Here is a 22259-nt window from a genome sequence, read left to right as displayed (position 1 = left end):
AGCAACAGCGACTCTGCTACCATGGCGGCTTCACTTTTTCAGGCGTCCTGCCATGACTTTTCGTCCTTTGCCGGCCAAAGCTCCCGCCGCGTTATTGCGCGAAGCGAAACCCCTGAAGGCACTGTTCAATCAAGCGCAACGCATTGATCGTCTGCAGCACCTGGTGGAAAGCCAGCTGCAGCCGGCTGCTCGCGAACACTGCCATGTAGCGTCATGGCGCGAGGGTTGCCTGCTGCTGATCATCACCGATGGCCACTGGGCCACGCGCCTGCGCTATCAACAAAAACGCTTGTTGAAACAACTGCAGGCACTCGAAGAGTTCGCGACCTTAACGAAGATTCTGTTCAAGGTGCAACCTCCGACTGCCGAAAGGCGTGCTGCGGGTCGCACAATCAGCCTCTCCGACAGCGCCGCGGAAAACATCCAGGCGACCGCCGACAGCATCAGCGATCCCAAGCTACGCGCCGCCCTTGAACGCCTGGCCAAGCATCGCCAAAGCGAGCAGTAGACCTTCAAACGAGCCAACACTCGGGCATAAAAAAGGCCACCCGAGGGTGGCCTTTGAAAGTAAAGAAGGAGGGTGTTGCGTTACACGGCCGCAACCGGGCGCATGTAAGAGATTGGCGCGGTGTTGGGATCGTCGAAGGTGACAACTTCCCACGAATCGGTCTGCTCGATCAGGGTACGCAGCAGGCGATTGTTCAGCGCATGCCCCGATTTGAAGCCCTTGAACTCACCGATCAGGCTGTTGCCCAGCAGGTAGAGGTCGCCGATCGCATCGAGGATCTTGTGTTTGACGAACTCGTCCTCATACCGCAGGCCGTCTTCGTTCAACACGCGGAACTCGTCTACCACGATGGCGTTGTCCACGCTGCCGCCGAGTGCCAGGTTCTGCGAACGCAGGAACTCGATATCACGCATAAAACCAAACGTACGCGCACGGCTGACTTCCTTCACAAACGAGGTGCTGGAGAAGTCAACGCTGGCCGACTGGGTGCGATTGCGGAAGACCGGGTGATCGAAATCGATCTCGAAGGTCACCTTGAATCCCTCGAAAGGCACAAAGGTGGCGCGCTTGTCGCCCTCGACTACCGTGACTTCACGAAGAATGCGGATGAACTTCTTGTGGGCTTCCTGCTCTTGCAGGCCCGCCGATTGAATCAGGAATACAAAGGGACCCGCACTGCCATCCATGATCGGCACTTCGGACGCGGAGAGCTCGACGTAGGCGTTATCGATGCCCAGGCCAGCCATGGCCGAAAGCAGGTGCTCTACCGTATCCACCTTGACATCACCATTGACCAGCGTGGTCGACATGGTGGTTTCACCGACATTGCCTGCTCGCGCGGGAATTTCCACGATAGGGTCAAGGTCGGTACGACGGAACACGATACCGGTGTCCACAGGTGCCGGCTTCAGGGTCAGGTATACCTTCTCCCCGGAATGCAGGCCGACGCCAGTGGCGCGGATAATGTTCTTCAGGGTGCGTTGTCTGATCATGGCTTTGGCCGCTATAGCACTAGTTGCGAATTGTTTTCAACAATGGCCGGCGATGATAGCAGAACCGGCCTTTGCTGAACACCAATCACCCCAATACTCCTGATACATTTCATCAATCAGCCTGACGACGCAGAAACGCCGGGATGTCCAGGTAATCCAGGTCATCCTGTGGGTTCAGCTTGGCTGCAGTGGCCGCGCCACTGTGGCTTTGACGCTGAACGGTCGGGCGCTCGTAGTCCTTGTAATTGACGCTTTGCTCGGCACGCGCCGGGGCTGCGGCGTTGCCGCCAGTGCTAGCAGAAACTTGCACAGTATTGTCGATAACCTTGACTGGCTTCTCGATACGCGCACCCAGACCGGTGGCAACCACAGTCACGTGCAGCTCGTCGCGCATGTCCGGATCGATCACGGTGCCGACCTTGACGGTGGCATGCTCGGAGGCGAACTGCTCGATGATGTTGCCCACGTCGGAGTACTCACCCAGGGACAGGTCAGGACCGGCGGTGATGTTCACCAGAATGCCGCGCGCGCCTTGCAGGTTGACGTCTTCCAGCAGCGGGTTGCGAATGGCAGCTTCGGTGGCTTCACGTGCACGGTTCGGACCGCTGGCGCAGCCGGTACCCATCATCGCCATGCCCATTTCGCTCATCACGGTTTTCACGTCGGCGAAGTCGACGTTGATCATGCCTGGACGCTTGATGATGTCGGAGATACCGCGCACGGCACCGGCCAGTACATCGTCAGCCTTGGCGAAAGCCGACAGCAGGCTGGCGTCTTTGCCGAGAATGGTCAGCAGTTTTTCGTTCGGAATGGTGATCAGCGAGTCGACACTTTCCGACAGCGCGCGAATACCTTCCTCGGCAATGGTCATACGCTTCTTGCCTTCGAACGGGAACGGACGGGTCACCACCGCAACGGTGAGGATGCCCATTTCCTTGGCCACCTGAGCGATGACTGGCGCCGCACCGGTACCGGTACCGCCGCCCATGCCAGTGGTGATAAAGACCATGTCGGTGCCGGCCAGCACCTCAGCGATACGCTCGCGGTCTTCCATAGCCGCCTGACGGCCGACTTCCGGATTGGCACCGGCGCCCAGGCCCTTGGTCACCGCAGTACCCAGTTGCAGTACGGTACGTGCGCCGATGTTTTTCAGAGCCTGAGCATCGGTGTTGGCGCAGATGAACTCGACGCCTTCGATGTTGTTCTTCGCCATGTGGTTGACTGCGTTGCCGCCGCCACCGCCCACGCCGATCACCTTGATAACTGCACTTGCTGGAGCGCTGTCTACGAGTTCGAACATTTTCCCTCTCCTTTTTACTTTCTAGTTTTGTAACGCCTACTGCAAAATCAGAAATTGCCCTGGACCCAGCGTTTCAGCCGTTCCAGCACAGGTTGTTTAGGTTCATCGCTGTAGCTGCCAAGTGCAGACATGGAGATGCCGTCGGCCTGCTTTTGCAGTCCATACAGCAGCAGGCCTACACCTGTGGAATAGATGGGGTTGCGCACTACGTCGGCCAATCCTTTGACACCTTGCGGCACGCCCAGGCGTACCGGCATATGGAAAATTTCTTCGGCCAGCTCGACGGCTCCTTCCATCTTCGCTGTGCCGCCAGTGAGGACGATCCCGGCCGGAATCAGATCCTCGTAGCCGCTGCGGCGCAGTTCGGCCTGAATCAGGGTGAACAGCTCGTCGTAGCGCGGCTCGACCACTTCGGCCAGGGACTGACGCGAGAGGTCGCGCGGCGGACGATCACCGACGCTCGGCACCTTAATGGTTTCGCCAGCACCGGCCAGTTTGGCCAGCGCGCAAGCATACCGAATCTTGATCTCTTCGGCATATTGGGTCGGTGTACGCAGGGCCATGGCGATGTCATTGGTGACCTGATCGCCAGCAATCGGGATTACCGCGGTGTGGCGGATCGCGCCTTCGGTGAAGATGCAGATGTCGGTAGTGCCGCCGCCGATATCGACCAGGCACACGCCCAGTTCTTTCTCGTCGTCGGTCAGCACGGCATAGGCCGAGGCCAGTTGTTCAAGGATGATGTCGTCGACTTCCAGGCCGCAGCGACGCACGCACTTCTCGATGTTCTGCGCCGCGTTCACCGCACATGTCACCACGTGCACCTTGGCTTCCAGACGCACGCCGGACATGCCCAGCGGCTCACGTACGCCTTCCTGGTTATCGATCACGTAATCCTGCGGCAGGGTGTGCAGCACACGCTGGTCCGCTGGGATGGCCACGGCCTGGGCGGCATCCAGTACACGCTCAAGGTCGGCCGGACTGACTTCACGATCACGGATGGCGACGATGCCGTGGCTATTGAGGCTACGGATGTGATTGCCGGCTACACCGACGAACGCGGAGTGGATACGGCAACCAGCCATCAGCTGGGCCTCTTCCACGGCGCGCTGAATCGACTGCACGGTGGATTCGATATTCACCACCACGCCCTTCTTCAAACCGCGCGACGGATGAGTGCCGATGCCGACGATTTCCAGTTGGCCGTCCGCATTTACTTCACCGACCAACGCCACCACCTTGGAGGTGCCAATGTCGAGGCCGACGATCATCTTGCCGCTCTGCACGTTTGCCATGGCTCTTGTCTTCTCCTGATTCACTGCACGACAGCGGTGGTTGCCGCTGCGGGCGCTACCGGCTCGCGCCAGGCCACGGCCAGGCCGTTGGCATAACGCAGATCGATACGCGCGATATTCGTTTGTTGCTCTTTCAAGGCCTTGTTGTAGATGGCCGAGAAGCGGCGCATTTTTTCCACCACATGATCACGTCCCAGCAGCAACTCGATGCCCTGCCCGGTGGAGAGGAACCAGCTACCGCGTTCACGCAACTCCAGACGCGCCACGGAAAAGCCCATGGGCCGCAGCATCTGGCTGAGCACCTGGTATTGCTGCATTACCTGCTGCTGGGCACGGCGTGGGCCGTACAGCTGCGGCAGGTGCTGATAATTGCTGACTTCCTGCGGGGCAAACGCCTCGCCCTGATTGTTCAGCAGTGCCTCATCGCCCCAACGGGCAATCGGCAGTTGCTCTTCCAAACGCACCACCAACTGATCCGGCCACACGCGGCGCACCTGGGCGCTGGCGATCCACGGCATCAGCTCCAGCTCGCGGCGCAGGCTGAGCAGGTCGACCTTGAAGAAGCTGGCGTTGGCATAGGGCGCAATGCGCTGCTGCACGGCCTGCTGATTGACGTAGCTGAGGTCGCCCTCAACGCTGATCCGCGCAATCGGCTGATCGGCATAGGGCAGCGCACGCAACGACAACTCGTAGGTGCCATAACCCAGACCAAGCAGCAGCAGCGGCCAGGTCAGTCGCTTGAGCCAGGCGAAGTTGGTCTTCGGCAGGCTCACCCGCAGGCTGATCGGCTCCTTGACCACCAAACGGCTGGCGCCGCGCTGCGCAGGCTTGCCGCGCACGGGGGCGCGGTTCGAACCTGGCTGGTGACGCAGAGTGGCCGTCATGAGTTAACCCCGTGCCTCAAGGCTGTCGGCCAGAATCGCCAACACCAGTTGTTGAAAATCAAGGCCCGCAGCGCGAGCCGCCATCGGCACCAGGCTGTGGTCGGTCATACCCGGTACGGTGTTGACTTCCAGCAGCCAAAACTTGCCATCGGCGTCCTGCATCACATCGGCACGGGCCCAGCCTTGGGTGCCGACTGCTTCACAGGCGCGCGCGGTGAGGTCTTTCAGTTCAGCTTCCTTCTCCGCCGAGAGGCCGCAGGGAATGCGGTACTGGGTGTCATTGGCCAGGTACTTGGCGTCGTAGTCGTAGAAGCTGTGCGGCGTGCCCAGGGCAATCGGTGGCAGCACCTGACCGCGCAGCATGGCGATGGTGAATTCCGGGCCGGCGATCATCTGCTCGACCAGCACCTGCGAGTCATAACGGCTGGCGTCTTTCCAGGCAGCGATCAATGCATCGACATCACTGACCTTGGCCATGCCGATGCTCGACCCTTCGTGGGCCGGTTTGACGAACAGCGGGAAACCCAGCTCGGCAGCGGCTGCATGGCAGTCGGCTTCACTGGCCAGCGCAGCGTGAGCCGGCGTTGGCAGGCCGAGGCTCAGCCACACACGCTTGGTGCGCAGCTTGTCCATGGCCAGGGCCGAGGCGAGGATGCCGCTACCGGTGTAAGGAATCCCAGCGCACTCAAGCAGGCCCTGCATCGAGCCGTCTTCGCCGCCACGGCCGTGCAGCACAATAAAGGCGCGGTCGATCTTCTCGGCGGTCAGGCGCTGCAACAGGTCATCGCCTGCGTCGATGCCGAACGCATCCACACCGGCAGCCAGCAGCGCTTGCAGCACGGCATTGCCGGACTTCAGCGAGACTTCACGCTCGGCGCTCTTGCCGCCGAACAGCACGGCCACGCGCCCAAAGGCGCTGACCGGAAATTGTGATTGCAGACTGGCAGCACTCATTTCGACTTACCTTCGGCCGCTGCGAACAGCGGGCTTTGCAACAGTTGCGGAGCCAGGCCGCCGATATCGCCGGCACCTTGGCAGAGAAGAATGTCGCCAGCACGCAGCAGTGGCTTGACGATGGGCGCGAGGTCCACGCCGCGTTCGATATAGATCGGGTCGAGCTGGCCGCGCTGACGAATGCTGTGGCACAGGTTGCGGCTGTCCGCCCCGGGAATCGGCGCTTCACCGGCCGGGTAGACTTCCATCAGCAGCAGTACCTGGGCATCGCCGAGCACCTGAACGAAATCGTCGTACAGGTCGCGAGTACGGCTGAAACGGTGTGGCTGGTAGACCATCACCAGGCGGCGCTCAGGCCAGCCACCGCGCACGGCCTTGATCACCGCCGCAACTTCGCGTGGGTGGTGGCCGTAATCGTCGACCAGCATCACGCTGCCACCGTCCACCGGCAGTTCGCCGTAGACCTGAAAGCGCCGGCCGACACCCTGGAACTGCGACAGGCCCTGGACGATGGCGTCATCGCTGATGCCCTCGTCGCTGGCGATGGCAATGGTCGCCAGGGCGTTCAGTACGTTGTGGTTGCCCGGCATGTTCACCGAGACGTCCAGCGGCTCGCGGTCGCGGCGCAGCACGGTAAAGAAGGTTTGCATGCCCTGCTGACGCACGTTGATCGCACGGACGTCGGCCCCCTCATCGAAGCCGTAGGTCACGGTCGGACGTGCCACCTGCGGCAGGATTTCACGCACGATCGGGTCATCCACACAAAGTACTGCCAGACCGTAGAACGGCAGGTTGTGGAGGAACTCGATGAAGGTTTTCTTCAACTTATTGAAGTCACCGCCATAGGTGCTCATGTGGTCCATGTCGATATTGGTGACCACCGAGACCATCGGCTGCAGGTGCAGGAAGCTGGCGTCGCTCTCATCGGCTTCGGCGATCAGGTAACGGCTGCTGCCCAGTTGGGCGTTGGTGCCTGCAGCATTCAGCCGACCACCAATCACGAACGTCGGGTCCAGACCACCGGCGGCGAATACCGAAGCCAGCAGGCTGGTGGTAGTGGTCTTGCCATGAGTGCCGGCAACAGCAATACCGTGGCGATAGCGCATCAGTTCGGCGAGCATCTCCGCGCGCGGCACTACGGGGATACGACGCTCCAGAGCAGTGGCGACTTCCGGGTTGCTGGTGTTCACCGCACTGGACACCACCAGCACGTCGGCCTGCTCGGCGTTTTCGGCACGGTGGCCAATAAAGATCTGCGCACCGAAGCTTTCCAGACGCTCGGTCACGGCCGAGGCCTTGAGGTCGGAGCCGGACACTTCATAACCGAGATTGAGCAGCACTTCGGCGATACCGCACATGCCGGCACCACCGATGCCGACGAAGTGGATGCGGCGGATGCGGCGCATGCGGCGGATTTCCGAACGAGCAGCGGCGGGAGACTTAGCCACGGGCCACCTCCAGGCAGATATCGACAACGGTGCAGGTTGCATCGGGTTTGGCCAGACGACGTGCGGTCTGACCCATTTCATTCAGGCGTTCGGGGTGCATCAAAACCTCGGTCAGCTGCGCAGCCAGCGTGGCGGCGTCAGTGGAACGTTGTGGCAGCAGTACGGCAGCGCCGGCACTGGCCAGATAATCGGCATTGCGGGTCTGGTGATCGTCGATCGCGTGCGGCAGCGGCAGCAGGAACGCCGGCAGGCCGGCGGCGGCCAGCTCGCTGACGGTCAGCGCACCGGAGCGGCATACCACCAGATCAGCCCAGGCGTAAGCCCGCGCCATGTCCTTGATAAACGGCGCAACGGTCGCTTCGACGCCAACCGCGGCATAGCGTTCAGTGGTAATCGCGTCATGTTGCTTGCCGGCCTGATGGAACACCTCAGGACGCAACTCGGCGGCCACCAGTGCCAGGGCTTCGGGCAGCAGCTTGTTCAGCGGCTCGGCACCCAGACTGCCGCCCAGCACCAGCAAACGCGGGCGGCGACTGCGCAGCGAATCACGCGGGGTCTCCAGGAACAGCTCTTCACGCACCGGGTTGCCGGTGGTGCGGCGCTTGTCGCTGGCACGGAAGGTATTCGGGAAGGCCTCGCAGACGCGGCTGGCAAATGGCACCAGGCTGCGATTGGCGGTGCCGGCCACGGCGTTCTGTTCGTGGATGATCAGCGGTGCGCCAGTCATGCGTGCGGCCAGGCCGCCGGGGCCGGTGACATACCCGCCCATACCCAGCACGCACACAGGCTGCAGCTCACGCATCACTTTGCGTGCCTGGAACAATGCTTTGAGCAGCTGGAACGGCGCTTTCAGCAGCGACAGCTTGCCCTTGCCACGCAGGCCCGTGACATCAATCAGATGCAGCGGCAGACCGGCCGCCGGCACCAGCTCATTCTCGATGCCGCGCGGCGTGCCCAGCCAGTGCACGCTGTAACCGCGCGCCTTGAACTCGCGAGCACAGGCCAGCGCCGGGAACACGTGACCGCCGGTACCGCCGGCCATGATCAGTACATTACCGCGCATGACGAACCTCCTCGGCAGCCTGGCCGTCGAAGAAATCGGCTTCGCTGAAATCCACATCCTCGCTGCCCAGCTGAGTACGGCGTTCCCACTCGATTCGCAGCAACAGCGCCAGGCTGATGCAGCAGATCACCAGCGAGCTGCCGCCGTAGCTGAGGAATGGCAGGGTCAGACCCTTGGTCGGCAGCAGGCCGATGTTCACCCCGATATTGATCAGCACCTGGCCGATCCACAGAAACGCCAGACCGTAGGCCACATAGGCGGAGAAAAACTGCTTGGCTTTCTCGGCCCACAGGCCGATGTACAGGGCGCGCACGCTGACGAAGACAAACAGGCCGACAGTGATCAGCGCGCCGACCATGCCCAGCTCTTCGGCCAGCACGGCAAACACGAAGTCGGTATGCGCTTCCGGCAGATAGAACTGCTTCTGCACGCTGTTGCCCAGACCAACGCCGAACCATTCGCCACGACCGAAGGCGATCAGCGCCTGGCTCAGCTGGTAGCCGGCACCGTACTGGTCAGCCCAGGGGTCGACAAAGTTGGTCAGACGCTCCAGGCGATAAGCCTGGCTGGTCATGATAAACACGCCGAGAGCGAGCACGCAGGCCGCCAGCGGAATAAAGCGCAGCAGGTTGACCCCACCGAGGAACAGCATGGCGATGGCCGCACCGACCAGAACCACGGTGGCACCGAAATCCGGCTCGGCCAGCAACAGTGCAGCAATCGGCCCCAGCACCAGCATCGGTTTGATAAAGCCGGTGAGTTTCTCGCGCACTTCTTCCTGTCGACGCACCAGATAGGCCGCAATGAACATCACACTGAACAGCTTGGCCAGTTCGGATGGCTGCAGGTTAAAGATGCCAAAACCGATCCAGCGCTTGGCCCCATTGACCTCACGGCCAATCCCCGGCAGCAACACCAGAATCAGCAGTACGACGGCCACCAACAGCAGCGTGCCGCTGTAACGCTGCCACAGCGCCATTGGCACCAGCAGGGTAACCAGCGCCGCACCCGTACCCAGCGCCAGGTAAACCAGGTGGCGGATCATGTGATACAGCGGGTTGCCCGACTGCGCCGCGGCCACCTCTGAGGACGCCGAGGCAATCATCACCAGGCCCAGACCCAGCAGCGCCAGGCAGCCAGCCAGCAGTGGGAAATCGATATCGATCCCACGGCGGGTGTGCAGCGGCGAAGGCGCGGCGAGCAGGCGGGCAAGCATCAGCGCAAACCCTCCACGGCCTGGGCGAACAAACGTCCGCGCTCTTCGAAGTTCTTGAACATGTCCAGGCTGGCGCAGGCTGGCGACAGCAATACGGCATCGCCCGACTCGGCCAGCTCGGCAGCGCGCTGCACGGCTTCATCCAGGGTTTTAACCCGGATCAGCGGCGCAGCATCACCCAAAGCACTGGCAAGCAACTCGGCATCACGACCAAGCAGCACCACCGCGCGGCAGAACTTGCCCACAGGGGCCTTGAGTGCGGAGAAGTCGGCACCCTTGCCATCGCCACCGGCGATGAGCACCAGCTTGCCGCTGATATCCGCGCCCAGGCCTTCGATGGCAGCCAAGGCGGCCCCGACGTTGGTGGCCTTGGAGTCGTCGTAGTAGCTCACGTCCTGGCGCTCACCCACCCACTGGCAGCGATGCGGCAGCCCCGCGAACTCACGCAGGGTGGCCAGCATGGTATCCATCGGCAGGCCCACAGCATGACCCAGCGCCAGCGCCGCCAGAGCGTTGGACTGGTTGTGCGCGCCACGGATTTTCAGCTCACGTACCGGCAACAAGGCGTCGAACTGATAGGCCAGATACTTCTCGCCGTTCTCTTCAAGCAGACCGAAGCGCTTGAAGTCCGGCTTGCCCAAACCGAAATACCAGCAAGGCAGTTGATCGGCCACCAGCGGACGCGACAATGCGTCATCACGGTTGACCACCACCTGGCGCGCGCCACGGAAGATGCGGTGCTTGGCCAGGTGATAGGCCGGCAGATCGGCATAGCGATCCATATGGTCTTCGCTGATGTTCAGGCAGGTGGCCACTTCGGCATTCAGCTGATCGGTGGTCTCCAGCTGAAAGCTCGACAGCTCCATCACATACAGCTCGATCTCGTCACTCAGCAGATCCAGCGCCGGGGTACCGAGGTTACCGCCAACGGCAACCTTCTTGCCCGCCGCTGCCGCCATTTCGCCGACCAGAGTGGTCACGGTGCTCTTGGCGTTGGAACCAGTGATTGCGACGATCGGGGCCTTGGCATAACGGGCGAACAGGTCGATGTCGCCCGACAGTTTGACCCCGCGTGCAGCGGCCGCCTGCAGCGCCGGGGTGGCGATGGCCAGGCCCGGGCTGACCAGCAACTCGCTGGCACGGCAGAGGAACTCCACGTCCAGTTCGCCACAACGCACTTCTACCTGCGGGAACTGCGCACGCAAGGTGGCGAGCTCCGGCGGGTTGGCACGGGTGTCGACTACGGCAAACGGCAGGCCCTGGCGTGCGAGGAAACGCACCAGGGACATGCCGCTCTTGCCGAGGCCGACAACGATGCGGAAGTGGTCAGACGCAATCAGGCTCATGCTTTCCTCAACGCAGCTTCAGGGTGGCAAGGCCGATCAGCACCAGAATCACGGTGATGATCCAGAAACGCACGATCACGCGCGGCTCAGGCCAGCCTTTCAGTTCAAAGTGGTGATGGATCGGCGCCATGCGGAACACGCGCTTGCCGGTCAGCTTGAAGCTGGCGACCTGGATGATCACCGACAGGGTTTCCATCACGAAGATGCCACCCATGATGAACAGCACCACTTCCTGGCGGACGATCACGGCGATGGTGCCCAGGGCTGCGCCCAGCGCCAGCGCACCGACGTCACCCATAAATACTTGGGCCGGGTAGGTGTTGAACCAGAGAAAGCCCAGACCAGCACCAACCAGCGCGGCGCAGAACACGATCAGCTCGCCCGCGCCCGGCACATAAGGGATAAACAGGTATTCGGCGAAATTCACGTTACCCGACAGGTAGCAGAAGATCCCCAGCGCACCGCCGACCATCACCGTCGGCAGAATGGCCAGGCCATCGAGGCCGTCGGTGAGGTTGACCGCGTTGCTCGAACCGACAATCACGAAGTAGGTCAGCACCACGAAGCCCAGGCCCAGCTCCAGGCTGAAGTCCTTGATCATCGGCAGAATCAGGGTGGTTTCCACCGGGCTTTGTGCGGTCATATAAAGGAAGAATGCCGCGCCCAGACCGAATACCGACTGCCAGAAGTATTTCCAGCGGCTTGGCAGGCCCCGCGAGTTCTTCTCGATCACCTTGCGGTAGTCGTCGACCCAGCCAATGGCACCGAATAGCAGCGTGACAGCCAGCACGGTCCACACGTAGCGATTGGACAGGTCAGCCCAGAGCAGAGTACTGACGGCAATAGCCGACAGAATCAGCGCGCCGCCCATGGTCGGCGTGCCCTTCTTCGACAGGTGCGACTGCGGGCCGTCGTTACGCACCGCCTGGCCGATCTGGCGGATCTGCAGGGTGCGGATCATCCACGGGCCGAGCCACAGCGATAATGCCAGCGCCGTGAGCACGCCGAGGATCCCGCGCAGAGTCAGGTACTGAAACACTGCGAAACCCTTGTGGAACTGTTGCAGGTACTCCGCCAGCAGCAGCAGCATTAGTGAATCTCCCCGGATGTGCCACACAGTGCCGCTACGACTTTTTCCATCGCCGCGCTGCGTGAACCTTTAATTAGAAGGGTGGTGTCGCCCTGCTCCCCGCTTTGTTCGGCGAGCAGCGCGTCGATCAGGCTGGCCTGGTCGGCAAAGTGCCGACCCTGTGTGCCGAATTCTTCAATAGCGAACGCCATCAGCGGGCCGACGGCATACACCGCATCGACCTTGCCGAGCGCATAGCTGCCGACTTGGCGATGGCCCTGCTCGGCCCACGCACCCAGCTCGCCGATATCACCGAGCACCAGCACGCGACGCCCAGGAAAACCCGCGAGGATATCGATGGCGGCGCACACAGAAGTCGGGTTGGCGTTGTAACTGTCGTCGATCACGCGCAGGCCGTTAGGCGCGATCTGCGCAACAGCACGCCCCTTGACCGGTTGCAGATTTTCCAGCCCGACTTTGATGGCGACAGGCTCGATACCCAACGCCAAAGCGGCGGCGGCAGCGGCCAGGGCATTGGCGACGTTGTGTTCACCGAGCAGGTTGAGCTGGATGCGCGCCTGGCCGCTGGCGCAATGCAGGGTAAAGGCCGAGCAGCCACGGGCATCGCGCGCCAACTCGCTGGCGTAGACATCAGCCGCCGGATTAACCAGGGCGAAACTGCTGACGCGGCGCCCTTTGGCGCGCTGTTGCCAGATGGCAAAGGCCCGGTCATCAAGGTTGAGCACGGCCACACCGCTTTCGCTCAGGCCTTCGAGTATCTCGCCCTTGGCTTCAACAATTTTCTCAGGGCCGCCGAATTCGCCAACATGCGCAGTGCCGGCGTTATTCAGTACGGCCACCTGTGGCTGGGTCAGGCTGACGGTGTAGGCAATCTCACCGACATGGTTGGCACCCAACTCGATCACCCCGGCAACATGCTCAGGGGCCAGTTCCAGCAGGGTCAGCGGCGCGCCCAGGTCGTTATTCAGGTTGCCACGGGTAGCCAGCACCGGACCTTGCAGGCCCTCACGCAGGATGCTGGCGAGCATTTCCTTGACCGTGGTCTTGCCGCTGGAACCGGTAATCGCCACCACGGGCGCGTTAAACGCCTGACGATTGAGCGCGCCCAGCTGGCCAAGGGCCAGACGGGTATCGGCGACCAGCAGTTGCGGCAGTGGTGCACCGATGATTTCACGCTCGACCAGCGCCGCCACTGCGCCCTTGCTGGCGACTTCTGCCAGGTAGTCATGACCATCGAAACGCGGGCCGGCCAGGGCGACGAACAGCTGGCCTGGCTGAATGGCGCGGCTGTCGCTGCTAACGGCACTGAATGCCACATCGGCACCGATCACCTGGGCGCTCAGTGGGCCAGCCACTTCGCTCAAACGCAGCGCCTTAAGCATGCGCCACCTCCCATGCAGCCAAAGCGTTGGCCGCCTCGACCAGATCGGAGAACGGTTGACGCACGCCGTTGATTTCCTGGTAATCCTCGTGACCCTTGCCAGCGAGCACCAGTACGTCATCGGCGGACGCGCTGGCGATTAGCTGAGCAATCGCCTGGCCGCGGCCATGAACGAACTGCACAGCTTCCGGCATGGCGAAACCGGCACGAATATCGGCGAAAATCTGCGCAGGTGTCTCTGTGCGCGGGTTGTCATCGGTGACCAGCACCGCATCGGCCAGGCGCTCAACCACCGCGGCCATCAGCGGACGCTTACCGTTGTCACGGTCGCCACCACAGCCGAACAGGCACAGCAGGCGGCCTTTGACATGCGGACGCAGGGCTTCGAGGACTTTTTCCAGGGCGTCCGGGGTGTGTGCGTAATCCACCACCACCAGCGGCTGCTTGCCGCCACCCAACCGCTGCATGCGACCAATCGGCCCCTTCAGCTGCGGCAGCACCTGGAGAATTTCATCCAGCGGGTAATCCAACCCCAGCAGCGTGCCGACCACTGCCAGCAGGTTGCTCAGGTTGAAACGGCCGAGCAGCGAGCTGCGCAGGCTGCCTTCGCCGCGTGGAGTGACCAGCGTGGCGCGCACGCCCTGCTCGTCAAACTGCGCGTCACGGCAATACAGATAGGCTTCGGCATCGTTCAGGCTGTAGCTGATCAACCGGGAATCGTGCTCGGCAGCCGCCAGTTCACGACCAAAGGCATCATCCAGGTTGAGCACCCGACAACGCAGGCCCGACCAGGCGAACAGCGTGGCTTTCGCCTCGGCATAGGCCTGCATCGAACCGTGATAGTCCAGGTGATCACGGGACAGGTTGGTCAGCACCGCCACATCAAACGCCAGGGCAGCGACGCGGCCCTGATGCAGACCGTGAGACGACACCTCCATGGCCACTGCGCGAGCGCCAGCGTTCTTCATGTCGGCCAGGGTGGCCTGCACGCCAATCGGGTCCGGCGTAGTGTGGCGGCCTTGTTCCAGCGCACCGTAGAAGCCATTACCCAGGGTGCCGACGATGCCGCAGCGCTCGCCCAGCAGGTCCAGGGCCTGAGCCAGCAACTGGCTGACGCTGGTTTTGCCATTGGTGCCAGTAATGCCGATCAGGTGCAGACCACGGCTCGGCTCGCCATAAAAGCGCCCGGCAATTGCCGACAGTTGCTGCGCCAGGCCTTTAAGTGCAACCAGCTCCGCGCTGTGCGCGGTCATCACGGCAGCGCCTTCGGCTTCATAGGCCACGGCAGCGGCACCACGGGCGACCGCATCAGCGATGTGCACGCGACCATCCTGCTGGGTGCCTGGCACAGCCAGAAACAGGTCACCCGGACGTACCTTGCGGCTGTCCAGGGTCAATTCACGAATCAGGGTTGAGCTGGCGGCTTCCGGCAACAGCTGATTAAGGGGCATGGGCATCAGATACGCCCTCCTTTAACGGGTGCGGCAGCGGCGGTTTCGACCTGCGCAGCCTCAGGCGCCGGCAGATTATCCGGGGCAACGTTCATCAGGCGCAGGGCGCCGGACATGACCTTGCCGAATACCGGAGCGGAAACCAGGCCGCCGTAGTAACCACCTTCGCTTGGCTCGTCGATCATGATCACAGCAGCAATACGTGGGTTGTCGATGGGTGCGACACCGGCGAAGAACGAACGATAAGCCTTGTCGACATAGCCCTTGCTGCCAGTGGCAGCTTTACGTGCCGTACCGCTCTTGCCGCCGACGTGGTAGCCCGGCACCTTGGCCCGTGCACCGCCACCGCCTGGTTCTTCAACCACGGCCTGGAGCATGCCAAGTACGGTCTTGGCGATCTGCTGGTCAATCACCTGGGTCGAGACGGGCTGGCGATCCAGGCGCACCATCGACAGCTGCACGTTCTTGCCATGGTTGGCCAGTACCGAATAGGCATGCGCCAGCTGCACGGCGGTTACCGACAGGCCATAGCCATACGCCAGGGTGGCGGTTTCGGCCTGCTTCCAGACGCGGTAGTTCGGCAGGTTGCCAACGCGCTCACCCGGAAAGCTCAGGCCGGTGTCCTGCCCCAGGCCGACTTGCTGCATCACGGCGTAAATCGGCTCGGCGCCGATATCGAAAGCCACCTTGCTGATGCCGACGTTGCTCGACTTCATCAGAATCTGGGTCAGGTTGAGCACGCCACCGCGCGACACGTCACGGATGGTGTAACGGCCGATACGCAGGCTACCTGGCGCGGTGTCTACGGTCATTTCCGGGGTCCAGCGGCCAGAGCCGAGGGCGGCAGCGATGGAGAATGGCTTGACGGTCGACCCCGGTTCGAACACATCGATCATCGCCCGGTTACGCATGGCGGCCGGTTGCAGGTTGCGCCGGTTGTTCGGGTTGTAGGTCGGCTGGTTGACCATGGCCAGCACTTCGCCGGTCTGCACGTCGAGCAGCACCAGGCTGCCGGCCTTGGCACCGAACTCGGTGACGGCATTGCGCAGCTCGCGGTGCGCCAGGTATTGCAGACGCAGGTCAATCGACAATGCCAAGGCCTTACCGGCCTTGGCATTCTGTGCAACCTGGACGTCCTTGATCAGCCGACCACGCCTGTCCTTGAGCACCTGGCGTTTGCCCGGCACACCCGCCAGCCAGTCTTCGAAGGCCAGTTCCATGCCTTCGCGGCCACGGTCGTCGATGTCGGTAAAGCCCACTACATGAGCAGCCACTTCACCAGCCGGATAGAAGCGGCGGAACTCTTCAATGCCGTACACGCCCGGCACTTTCAGATCGAGAATGCGCTGCCCCTGCTCCGGCGTCAGGCCACGCACCAGGTACATAAACTCACGCTCGGCATTGGCCTGCAGGCGCACGCTGAATGCCTTGGGCTCTTGCCCCAGGGCTGCCGCCAGTTCGTTCCACTTGGCTTTGCCATGCTGCAACTCTTTGCCATTGGCCCAGAGCGTGGTCACCGGAGTGCTGACCGCCAGCGGCTCGCCATTACGGTCGGTGATCAGGCCACGGTGCGCAGGAATCGGAATATGCCGCACGCTGCGCGCGTCGCCATGCGCCTGCAGGAAATTCTGATCAAAGACTTGCAGGTCAACGATGCGCCAGGCAATCGCACCGACCATCAGCGCCAGCAACAGCAGCACCAGACGGAAACGCCACGGGTAGAGTGCGCCTTCAAGCCCCATCATGGCGCCACCATGCGCACTTCAGCGGCATCCGGAATACGCATGCCCAGGCGCTCGCTGGCCAGGGCTTCAATGCGGTTGTGCGCGGTCCAGGTGCTTTGTTCAAGAATCAGCCGACCCCACTCGGCCTGTGCCTTGTCGCGCACACTGAGTTCGGCGTACAGCTCATTGAGCAGCTGGCGGTTCCAGTGCGCGCTGTAGGAAACCCCCACCGCCGATACCAGCACAGCCAGAAACAGCAGCAGCATCAGCAGACTGCCGCTGGGCAATGGCTTGGCGAACAACGCGCTCATCGCACCTTCTCCGCAATACGCATCACTGCACTGCGCGAACGCGGGTTGGCGGCAAGCTCGGCCTCAGAAGCGAACACCGGTTTGCCGATCAACTTCAGCCGTGGCTCGAAGGCTTTCGGAATGATCGGCAGGTCACGTGGCAGCTTGTCCATCTCACCCTTGGCATGCTTGCGCATAAAGAGTTTGACGATGCGATCTTCCAGCGAGTGGAAGCTGATCACCGCCAGACGGCCGCCCACTTCCAGATTATCCAGGGCAGCATCCAGGCCACGCTCCAGATCACCCAACTCGTTATTGACGTGGATACGCAACCCTTGGAAAGCCCGAGTCGCCGGATTCTTGCCTTTTTCCCAGGCAGGGTTGGCCACAGTCAGTACCTGTGCCAGATCGGCCGTGCGCTCGAACGGCTGCTCGGCGCGACGTAGCACCACAGCACGGGCCATACGCTTGGCGAATCGCTCTTCACCGTACTCCTTGAACACCCGGGCGATTTCTTCTTCAGCGGCCGTAGCGATGAACTGCGCAGCACTGATGCCGGCATCCGGGTTCATGCGCATATCCAGCGGACCGTCGTTCATAAAGCTGAAGCCGCGCTCGGCGTCGTCCAGCTGAGGCGAAGATACGCCGAGATCAAGCAGAATGCCGCTGACCTGCCCTGCCAGACCACGCTGCGCCAGTTCATCAGCCAGTTCGGCAAAGCTGCGTTGCACAACGACAAAGCGGCCGTCTTCGGCCGCCAGCGCATTCCCGGTCGCAATTGCCAGGGGGTCTTTGTCAAACCCCAGCAAACGACCGTCTGGCCCGAGCTTTTCCAGAATCAGCCGACTGTGCCCGCCACGCCCGAAGGTGCCATCTAGGTAACAACCATCGGCGCGCACAGCCAGCCCTTCGACAGCTTCGTCGAGCAGCACGGTGATGTGGCGATAGTTGCTATTCATAGTCACAGGATCAGGTCACGTAGGTCGTCGGACAAAGCACCCGGTTGCTTGATCGCAGCCAGATCAGCGTCGGCCACAGCATTCCAGGCATCTTCATCCCACAGTTGGAATTTGTTCAGTTGACCGACCAGCATCGCGCGCTTGTCCAGCTTGGCGTACTCACGCAGGCGCGGCGGCACCAGGAAACGACCACTGGCATCCAGTTCGAGGTCAACGGCGTTACCGATCAGCAGGCGCTGCAGACGACGGTTTTCTTCACGGAAGGAGGCGAGCTCACGGAGCTTGGCTTCAATCAGCTCCCACTCGGACAACGGATAGACACACAGACAAGGATCGATGGCATCAATCGTGACGATAAGCTGGCCGGCGCAACGCGACACGAGCTCGTCCCGATACCGACTTGGCATCGCGAGTCGCCCTTTGGCGTCGAGACTGATGGCGTTAGCTCCGCGAAACACGATCGCGTTTCCCCTTTTTATTAGCTATCCGTGCCTAAGAAACCCACTTTGTGCCACTTCTTACCACTCGCGCACACTATAGGAACGCACGCACCCCACCGTCAAGGCACGCTTGGCGGGAAAAATCCTTATAGAACGGCGATTTAGCGAACTTTGAGAGGGGCAAAACGGAGAAAAAACTCGAAGTTTCGGGTACAAAAACAAGCTAAAACAACGAACTAAACTTCGAAGTTAAAGTGATTTATTAAGAGTAAGATTTTTTCGGTATTAGAAAGGAGGCGGAACAGTGAAGCGGATAAATGAGGAAGGTGGAGAGTCGATCTGTAAGCCGGGTTCTGTCGAGGACAGTCATTCCTCTACGACGTACATCACTGCACGCCTTTAGCAACCTACCCGGTTCCAGCGCGGGCCACGCCGATGGAACCCTATTTGGTCTTGCTCCGAGTGGGGTTTACCTAGCCACGGACTGTTGCCAGCCGTGCGGTGCGCTCTTACCGCACCTTTTCACCCTTACCGGCACCGAAGTACTTAGGCGGTTATTTTCTGTGGCACTTTCCGTAGGCTCACGCCCCCCAGGCATTACCTGGCACTCCGCCCTATGGAGCCCGGACTTTCCTCCCCCTTCTTGCGAAGGCAGCGACTGTCCGATCGACTCTCCGCCGGCAAGGTTAACGGCCCGCGCCCCATTGAACAAGGCTTAAACGTCTTTCTGCTGCTCCAGCGCAACCTGATAGAGCAGGTTTTTGCGCACTCCAGTGATTTCTGCCGCCAGCGCCGCCGCACGTTTGAGCGGCATTTCCGCCAACAACAGATTCAACACCCGCATGGCCTCGGCACTAACGGCTTCCTCGCCCTCAGGCGCCTGCCAACCCGCCACCAGCACCACGCACTCGCCGCGCTGCTGATTGCTGTCCGCCGCCACCCAGGCGGCCAGCTCAGCCAGCGGCATACCTTTCAGCGTTTCAAAGGTTTTGGTCAGCTCACGCGCCAGCAGCGCTGGGCGCTCATCGCCAAACACCGCCTGCATATCCTGCAGACACTCAAGGATGCGGTGCGGCGCCTCGTAGAAAATCAGGGTGCGCGGCTCTTCTTTTACCTGCTCAAGCCGTGCACGCCGACCCGCTGCCTTGGCCGGCAGAAAGCCTTCGAAAATAAACCGATCAGACGGCAGCCCCGCAGCTGAGAGTGCCGCGATCAATGCACAGGCACCCGGCACAGGCACCACCGTAATGCCCGCCGCCCGCGCCTGACGCACCAGGTGATAGCCTGGATCGGAAATCAGCGGGGTACCGGCATCGGAGATCAAGGCCACATCCTCACCCGCCTGCAAACGAGCCAGAAAGCGTCCACCTTGATCGCGCTCGTTGTGCTCATGACAGGCCGCCAACGGTGTACTGATACCAAAATGCTGCATCAGGCGCGCCGAATGCCGGGTGTCCTCGGCCGCGATCAGCGCCACGCTGCGCAGGATATTCAACGCCCGCGCACTGATGTCATCCAGGTTACCAATCGGCGTAGCCACCACATAAAGACTGCCCAACGGCGAATTTGCAGCAGCGGAAGTGGTCACAGCACAGGCCTCTCAAAATCAGCAAAGCGCGCATTGTAGCCCGTTTCCAACCTTCGACATCGCGTCACCCGGCGGGCTTGGGTACAATTCGACGCTCAATTTGATCAAGTATCAGGAACGCCCTACATGCCCACCCGCCTGATCGCCTCCCTGCACCCTCTTTCCGCCCTCTGCCTTGCCGGCCTGCTTGCAGCCTGTGCCAGCCAGCCCTCATCGACACTGGGCGAGCTGCCCCGCACACCGCAAGCCAGCATCGAACAAATGCTGCAGCAAGCGGTAGACAGCCCGACCGAGCAAGCTGCTGAGCTGCGCCTGTCAGCCGCCGACCTGGCCTATAAACAGAAGGATCTGGCACGCGCCAGCAGCATTCTCGAACAAGTTCAACTCGAAGGTCTGAAACCCGCCCAGCAGATCTACGCCAGCACCCTGCGCGCCGAGCTGGACATGAGCCGCAACAAGCCCAAAGCCGCCCTGCGCGCCCTCAGCCACCCGAGCATGGAACGCCTCGGTGAACTGCCGGTTGAGCAGCAGGTGCGCAGCCAACTGGTACGTGCCAGCGCCCTGCAAGCCAACAGACAAACCCTGGCCGCCGCCCGGGAGCGGGTCTTTATTGCACCTCTGCTCAGCGCCACCAGCGCCGCGCAGAACCAGGAAACTATCTGGACGCTGGTTTCCAGCCTGCCCGCAAACGAACTGCAAGCCAGCGGCGATACTGATCTCGACGGCTGGCTGGAGCTGGCCCGCGCATCTAAAAGTGCCGGTACATTGGAGCAGCAGCAAAGCGCAGTCGCTGCCTGGGTTACCGCCAACCCGCAGCACCCGGCTGCACAGCAACTGCCTCAGGCACTGGTTGAGCTGAAAAAACTGTCCAGCCAGCCCCTGACCGAAATCGCCCTGCTGCTGCCTCAGGATGGCCAACTGGCCAGCGTGGCCCGTGCTCTGCGTGACGGCTTTCTGGCCGCCCATTACCAGGCTCAGCAGGCCGGACAGAATCCGCCGAACATCCAGATATTCGACAGCTCGCGCATTGGCTCCATGGACGCCTTCTACACCCAGGCCCAGGCTGCTGGCGTGCAACTGGTGATCGGTCCACTGGAAAAGAACCTGGTCAGCCAGCTGAGCAGCCGCGAACAACTGCCGATTACCACCCTTGCCCTGAACTACAGCGAAAGCAGCCAGGAAGGTCCGGCGCAACTGTTCCAGTTTGGCCTGGCGGCCGAAGATGAAGCCCGCGAAGTCGCCCGCCGCGCCTGGGCCGACGGCATGCGCCGAGCGGTTGCGCTGGTGCCCAACGGCGAATGGGGCGACCGCGTCCTTGCAGCCTTCCGCCAAAGCTGGCAAGCCCAGGGCGGCACCCTGATTGCTGCTGAACATGTTGATCAGCCCGTCGAACTGGCCCGCCAGATCGCCGACCTGTTCCAGCTGCGCGAAAGCGAAGCACGCAGCAAGCGCCTGCAGAACACCCTGGGCAGCGCGATTGCCGCCGCACCGTCGCGACGCCGTGATGTTGATTTCATCTTCCTCGCCGCCACCCCGCAACAGGCCCAGCAGATCAAACCGACGCTGGCCTTCCAATACGCCGGCGATGTACCTGTCTACGCCACGTCTCATCTGTTCACCGGAGCCTACAACCAGGCGCAGTACCTTGACCTCAACGGCATCATGTTCTGCGAAACACCCTGGCTGCTGAACGTCAACGACCCACTGCGCCAGCAGGCCAGCACACAATGGCCACAGGCCGGTGGCAGCCTCGGCCGCCTGTATGCCATGGGCGCAGACGCTTACCTCCTGGCACCGCGCCTGACCCAGCTCAAAGCGCTGCCCGACACCCGCCTGCAAGGCCTGTCAGGCAACCTGAGCCTGAGCCCCAATCAGCGCATCGAGCGCCAGCTGCCCTGGGCCGAGTTCCGCAACGGCCAGGTGCAACCACTGCCTGAAAGTGTCAATTGAGCGAGCGCATCAGCACGCAACAACGCGGTGATGCTGCCGAAGCAAAGGCTCGGCAGCATCTCGAGCAACACGGCCTGCGCCTGCTTGCACAGAACTGGCACTGCCGCCTCGGCGAGCTCGATCTGGTCATGCTCGACACCGATACAGTAGTATTCGTAGAAGTTCGCTATCGGCGCCATAGCGCCTGGGGCGGCGCAGCAGAGAGCGTGGATGCACGCAAACGTGAGAAACTCAGCCGCGCCGCTCAGCACTTCCTGCAACAAGAATCACGCTGGGCCAAGTACCCATGCCGCTTTGATGTGATTGCCATAAACGCCGACAGCCAAGCCCCCGCGCAGCTGGACTGGATTCAAAACGCCTTTGATACCTGACCAGAAGCC

The 22259-nt window shown here is 61.9% G+C and carries 20 protein-coding genes and 1 other RNA gene; 3 read left to right on the top strand and 18 right to left on the bottom strand.

The window, feature by feature from the left end:
- The first annotated feature begins 52 nt into the window (after positions 1-52).
- The gene (locus ACSQ17_RS14670; RefSeq protein ID WP_233683767.1) at positions 53-508 is read left to right on the top strand and encodes a DUF721 domain-containing protein; all 456 of its coding nucleotides are present in this window, start codon (positions 53-55) and stop codon (positions 506-508) included.
- Between the two features lie 80 nt (positions 509-588).
- Here the strand turns inward: ACSQ17_RS14670 and lpxC are convergent, their stop codons facing one another.
- The 18 genes from lpxC to rsmI all read right to left on the bottom strand — a co-directional run bounded on the left by lpxC (position 589) and on the right by rsmI (position 19899).
- Positions 589-1500 carry a UDP-3-O-acyl-N-acetylglucosamine deacetylase gene (gene lpxC / locus ACSQ17_RS14665; RefSeq protein ID WP_233683766.1) on the bottom strand — a complete coding sequence of 304 codons (912 nt, stop codon included), beginning with the start codon at positions 1498-1500 and terminating at the stop codon, positions 589-591.
- A 112-nt stretch (positions 1501-1612) separates the two neighbouring features.
- Positions 1613-2800, bottom strand: a complete 1188-nt coding sequence (ftsZ, locus tag ACSQ17_RS14660; RefSeq protein WP_233683765.1) for a cell division protein FtsZ — start codon at positions 2798-2800, stop codon at positions 1613-1615.
- Positions 2801-2847: 47 nt separating this feature from the next.
- The gene (ftsA, locus tag ACSQ17_RS14655; RefSeq protein WP_090251236.1) at positions 2848-4095 is read right to left on the bottom strand and encodes a cell division protein FtsA; all 1248 of its coding nucleotides are present in this window, start codon (positions 4093-4095) and stop codon (positions 2848-2850) included.
- 20 nt (positions 4096-4115) lie between these two features.
- On the bottom strand, positions 4116-4979 hold the full coding sequence (locus ACSQ17_RS14650; RefSeq protein WP_436069403.1) for a cell division protein FtsQ/DivIB: 864 nt from the start codon (positions 4977-4979) through the stop codon (positions 4116-4118).
- A 3-nt stretch (positions 4980-4982) separates the two neighbouring features.
- On the bottom strand, positions 4983-5933 hold the full coding sequence (locus ACSQ17_RS14645) for a D-alanine--D-alanine ligase (protein WP_436069402.1): 951 nt from the start codon (positions 5931-5933) through the stop codon (positions 4983-4985).
- Complete coding sequence (gene murC / locus ACSQ17_RS14640) at positions 5930-7339, bottom strand: UDP-N-acetylmuramate--L-alanine ligase (RefSeq protein ID WP_436070489.1); 1410 nt, start codon at positions 7337-7339, stop codon at positions 5930-5932. Before murC ends, ACSQ17_RS14645 begins: the two co-directional genes overlap by 4 nt.
- Before the next feature lie 34 nt (positions 7340-7373).
- Positions 7374-8444: an undecaprenyldiphospho-muramoylpentapeptide beta-N-acetylglucosaminyltransferase gene (gene murG, locus ACSQ17_RS14635; protein WP_436069401.1), complete on the bottom strand. Its 1071-nt coding sequence runs from the start codon at positions 8442-8444 to the stop codon at positions 7374-7376.
- Positions 8434-9660: a putative lipid II flippase FtsW gene (ftsW, locus tag ACSQ17_RS14630; RefSeq protein WP_436069400.1), complete on the bottom strand. Its 1227-nt coding sequence runs from the start codon at positions 9658-9660 to the stop codon at positions 8434-8436. The genes murG and ftsW overlap by 11 nt, the downstream gene beginning before the upstream one ends.
- The gene (gene murD / locus ACSQ17_RS14625) at positions 9660-11006 is read right to left on the bottom strand and encodes a UDP-N-acetylmuramoyl-L-alanine--D-glutamate ligase (protein ID WP_436069399.1); all 1347 of its coding nucleotides are present in this window, start codon (positions 11004-11006) and stop codon (positions 9660-9662) included. Before murD ends, ftsW begins: the two co-directional genes overlap by 1 nt.
- Before the next feature lie 7 nt (positions 11007-11013).
- Positions 11014-12096 carry a phospho-N-acetylmuramoyl-pentapeptide-transferase gene (gene mraY, locus ACSQ17_RS14620; protein ID WP_436069398.1) on the bottom strand — a complete coding sequence of 361 codons (1083 nt, stop codon included), beginning with the start codon at positions 12094-12096 and terminating at the stop codon, positions 11014-11016.
- A complete protein-coding gene (locus ACSQ17_RS14615; RefSeq protein WP_436069397.1) occupies positions 12096-13478 on the bottom strand; it encodes a UDP-N-acetylmuramoyl-tripeptide--D-alanyl-D-alanine ligase in 1383 nt (460 codons plus the stop codon). Before ACSQ17_RS14615 ends, mraY begins: the two co-directional genes overlap by 1 nt.
- Positions 13471-14934: a UDP-N-acetylmuramoyl-L-alanyl-D-glutamate--2,6-diaminopimelate ligase gene (gene murE, locus ACSQ17_RS14610; RefSeq protein ID WP_436069396.1), complete on the bottom strand. Its 1464-nt coding sequence runs from the start codon at positions 14932-14934 to the stop codon at positions 13471-13473. Before murE ends, ACSQ17_RS14615 begins: the two co-directional genes overlap by 8 nt.
- On the bottom strand, positions 14934-16673 hold the full coding sequence (locus tag ACSQ17_RS14605; protein WP_436069395.1) for a peptidoglycan D,D-transpeptidase FtsI family protein: 1740 nt from the start codon (positions 16671-16673) through the stop codon (positions 14934-14936). Before ACSQ17_RS14605 ends, murE begins: the two co-directional genes overlap by 1 nt.
- Entirely contained in the window at positions 16670-16963 is a 294-nt protein-coding gene (gene ftsL, locus ACSQ17_RS14600) for a cell division protein FtsL (RefSeq protein WP_233683756.1), read from the bottom strand. Before ftsL ends, ACSQ17_RS14605 begins: the two co-directional genes overlap by 4 nt.
- Positions 16960-17901 carry a 16S rRNA (cytosine(1402)-N(4))-methyltransferase RsmH gene (gene rsmH / locus ACSQ17_RS14595; protein ID WP_436069394.1) on the bottom strand — a complete coding sequence of 314 codons (942 nt, stop codon included), beginning with the start codon at positions 17899-17901 and terminating at the stop codon, positions 16960-16962. Before rsmH ends, ftsL begins: the two co-directional genes overlap by 4 nt.
- Before the next feature lie 2 nt (positions 17902-17903).
- The gene (gene mraZ / locus ACSQ17_RS14590; protein ID WP_090249128.1) at positions 17904-18359 is read right to left on the bottom strand and encodes a division/cell wall cluster transcriptional repressor MraZ; all 456 of its coding nucleotides are present in this window, start codon (positions 18357-18359) and stop codon (positions 17904-17906) included.
- Between the two features lie 308 nt (positions 18360-18667).
- Positions 18668-19015: RNase P RNA component class A (gene rnpB, locus ACSQ17_RS14585), an RNA gene on the bottom strand.
- 41 nt (positions 19016-19056) lie between these two features.
- The gene (gene rsmI / locus ACSQ17_RS14580; protein ID WP_436070488.1) at positions 19057-19899 is read right to left on the bottom strand and encodes a 16S rRNA (cytidine(1402)-2'-O)-methyltransferase; all 843 of its coding nucleotides are present in this window, start codon (positions 19897-19899) and stop codon (positions 19057-19059) included.
- Positions 19900-20067: 168 nt separating this feature from the next.
- Between rsmI and ACSQ17_RS14575 the strand changes: the two genes are divergently transcribed.
- The gene (locus ACSQ17_RS14575) at positions 20068-21879 is read left to right on the top strand and encodes a penicillin-binding protein activator (RefSeq protein WP_436070487.1); all 1812 of its coding nucleotides are present in this window, start codon (positions 20068-20070) and stop codon (positions 21877-21879) included.
- The gene (locus ACSQ17_RS14570) at positions 21876-22250 is read left to right on the top strand and encodes a YraN family protein (RefSeq protein ID WP_436069393.1); all 375 of its coding nucleotides are present in this window, start codon (positions 21876-21878) and stop codon (positions 22248-22250) included. Before ACSQ17_RS14575 ends, ACSQ17_RS14570 begins: the two co-directional genes overlap by 4 nt.
- Positions 22251-22259 lie beyond the last annotated feature (9 nt).

Source organism: Pseudomonas sp. LjRoot71, assembly GCF_964253255.1.
GTDB lineage: Bacteria > Pseudomonadota > Gammaproteobacteria > Pseudomonadales > Pseudomonadaceae > Aquipseudomonas.
The sequence above is the reverse complement of the archived record's forward strand: the minus strand, read 5'-3'. Positions and strand labels throughout refer to the sequence as shown.

Bases quoted from the DNA above. Each gene is read 5' to 3' on its own strand.
- ACSQ17_RS14670 (WP_233683767.1), top strand. From the start codon at position 53: ATGACTTTTCGTCCTTTGCCGGCCAAAGCTCCCGCCGCGTTATTGCGC.
- lpxC (WP_233683766.1), bottom strand. From the start codon at position 1,500: ATGATCAGACAACGCACCCTGAAGAACATTATCCGCGCCACTGGCGTC.
- ftsZ (WP_233683765.1), bottom strand. From the start codon at position 2,800: ATGTTCGAACTCGTAGACAGCGCTCCAGCAAGTGCAGTTATCAAGGTG.
- ftsA (WP_090251236.1), bottom strand. From the start codon at position 4,095: ATGGCAAACGTGCAGAGCGGCAAGATGATCGTCGGCCTCGACATTGGC.
- ACSQ17_RS14650 (WP_436069403.1), bottom strand. From the start codon at position 4,979: ATGACGGCCACTCTGCGTCACCAGCCAGGTTCGAACCGCGCCCCCGTG.
- ACSQ17_RS14645 (WP_436069402.1), bottom strand. From the start codon at position 5,933: ATGAGTGCTGCCAGTCTGCAATCACAATTTCCGGTCAGCGCCTTTGGG.
- murC (WP_436070489.1), bottom strand. From the start codon at position 7,339: ATGCGCCGCATCCGCCGCATCCACTTCGTCGGCATCGGTGGTGCCGGC.
- murG (WP_436069401.1), bottom strand. From the start codon at position 8,444: ATGCGCGGTAATGTACTGATCATGGCCGGCGGTACCGGCGGTCACGTG.
- ftsW (WP_436069400.1), bottom strand. From the start codon at position 9,660: ATGCTTGCCCGCCTGCTCGCCGCGCCTTCGCCGCTGCACACCCGCCGT.
- murD (WP_436069399.1), bottom strand. From the start codon at position 11,006: ATGAGCCTGATTGCGTCTGACCACTTCCGCATCGTTGTCGGCCTCGGC.
- mraY (WP_436069398.1), bottom strand. From the start codon at position 12,096: ATGCTGCTGCTGCTGGCGGAGTACCTGCAACAGTTCCACAAGGGTTTC.
- ACSQ17_RS14615 (WP_436069397.1), bottom strand. From the start codon at position 13,478: ATGCTTAAGGCGCTGCGTTTGAGCGAAGTGGCTGGCCCACTGAGCGCC.
- murE (WP_436069396.1), bottom strand. From the start codon at position 14,934: ATGCCCATGCCCCTTAATCAGCTGTTGCCGGAAGCCGCCAGCTCAACC.
- ACSQ17_RS14605 (WP_436069395.1), bottom strand. From the start codon at position 16,673: ATGATGGGGCTTGAAGGCGCACTCTACCCGTGGCGTTTCCGTCTGGTG.
- ftsL (WP_233683756.1), bottom strand. From the start codon at position 16,963: ATGAGCGCGTTGTTCGCCAAGCCATTGCCCAGCGGCAGTCTGCTGATG.
- rsmH (WP_436069394.1), bottom strand. From the start codon at position 17,901: ATGAATAGCAACTATCGCCACATCACCGTGCTGCTCGACGAAGCTGTC.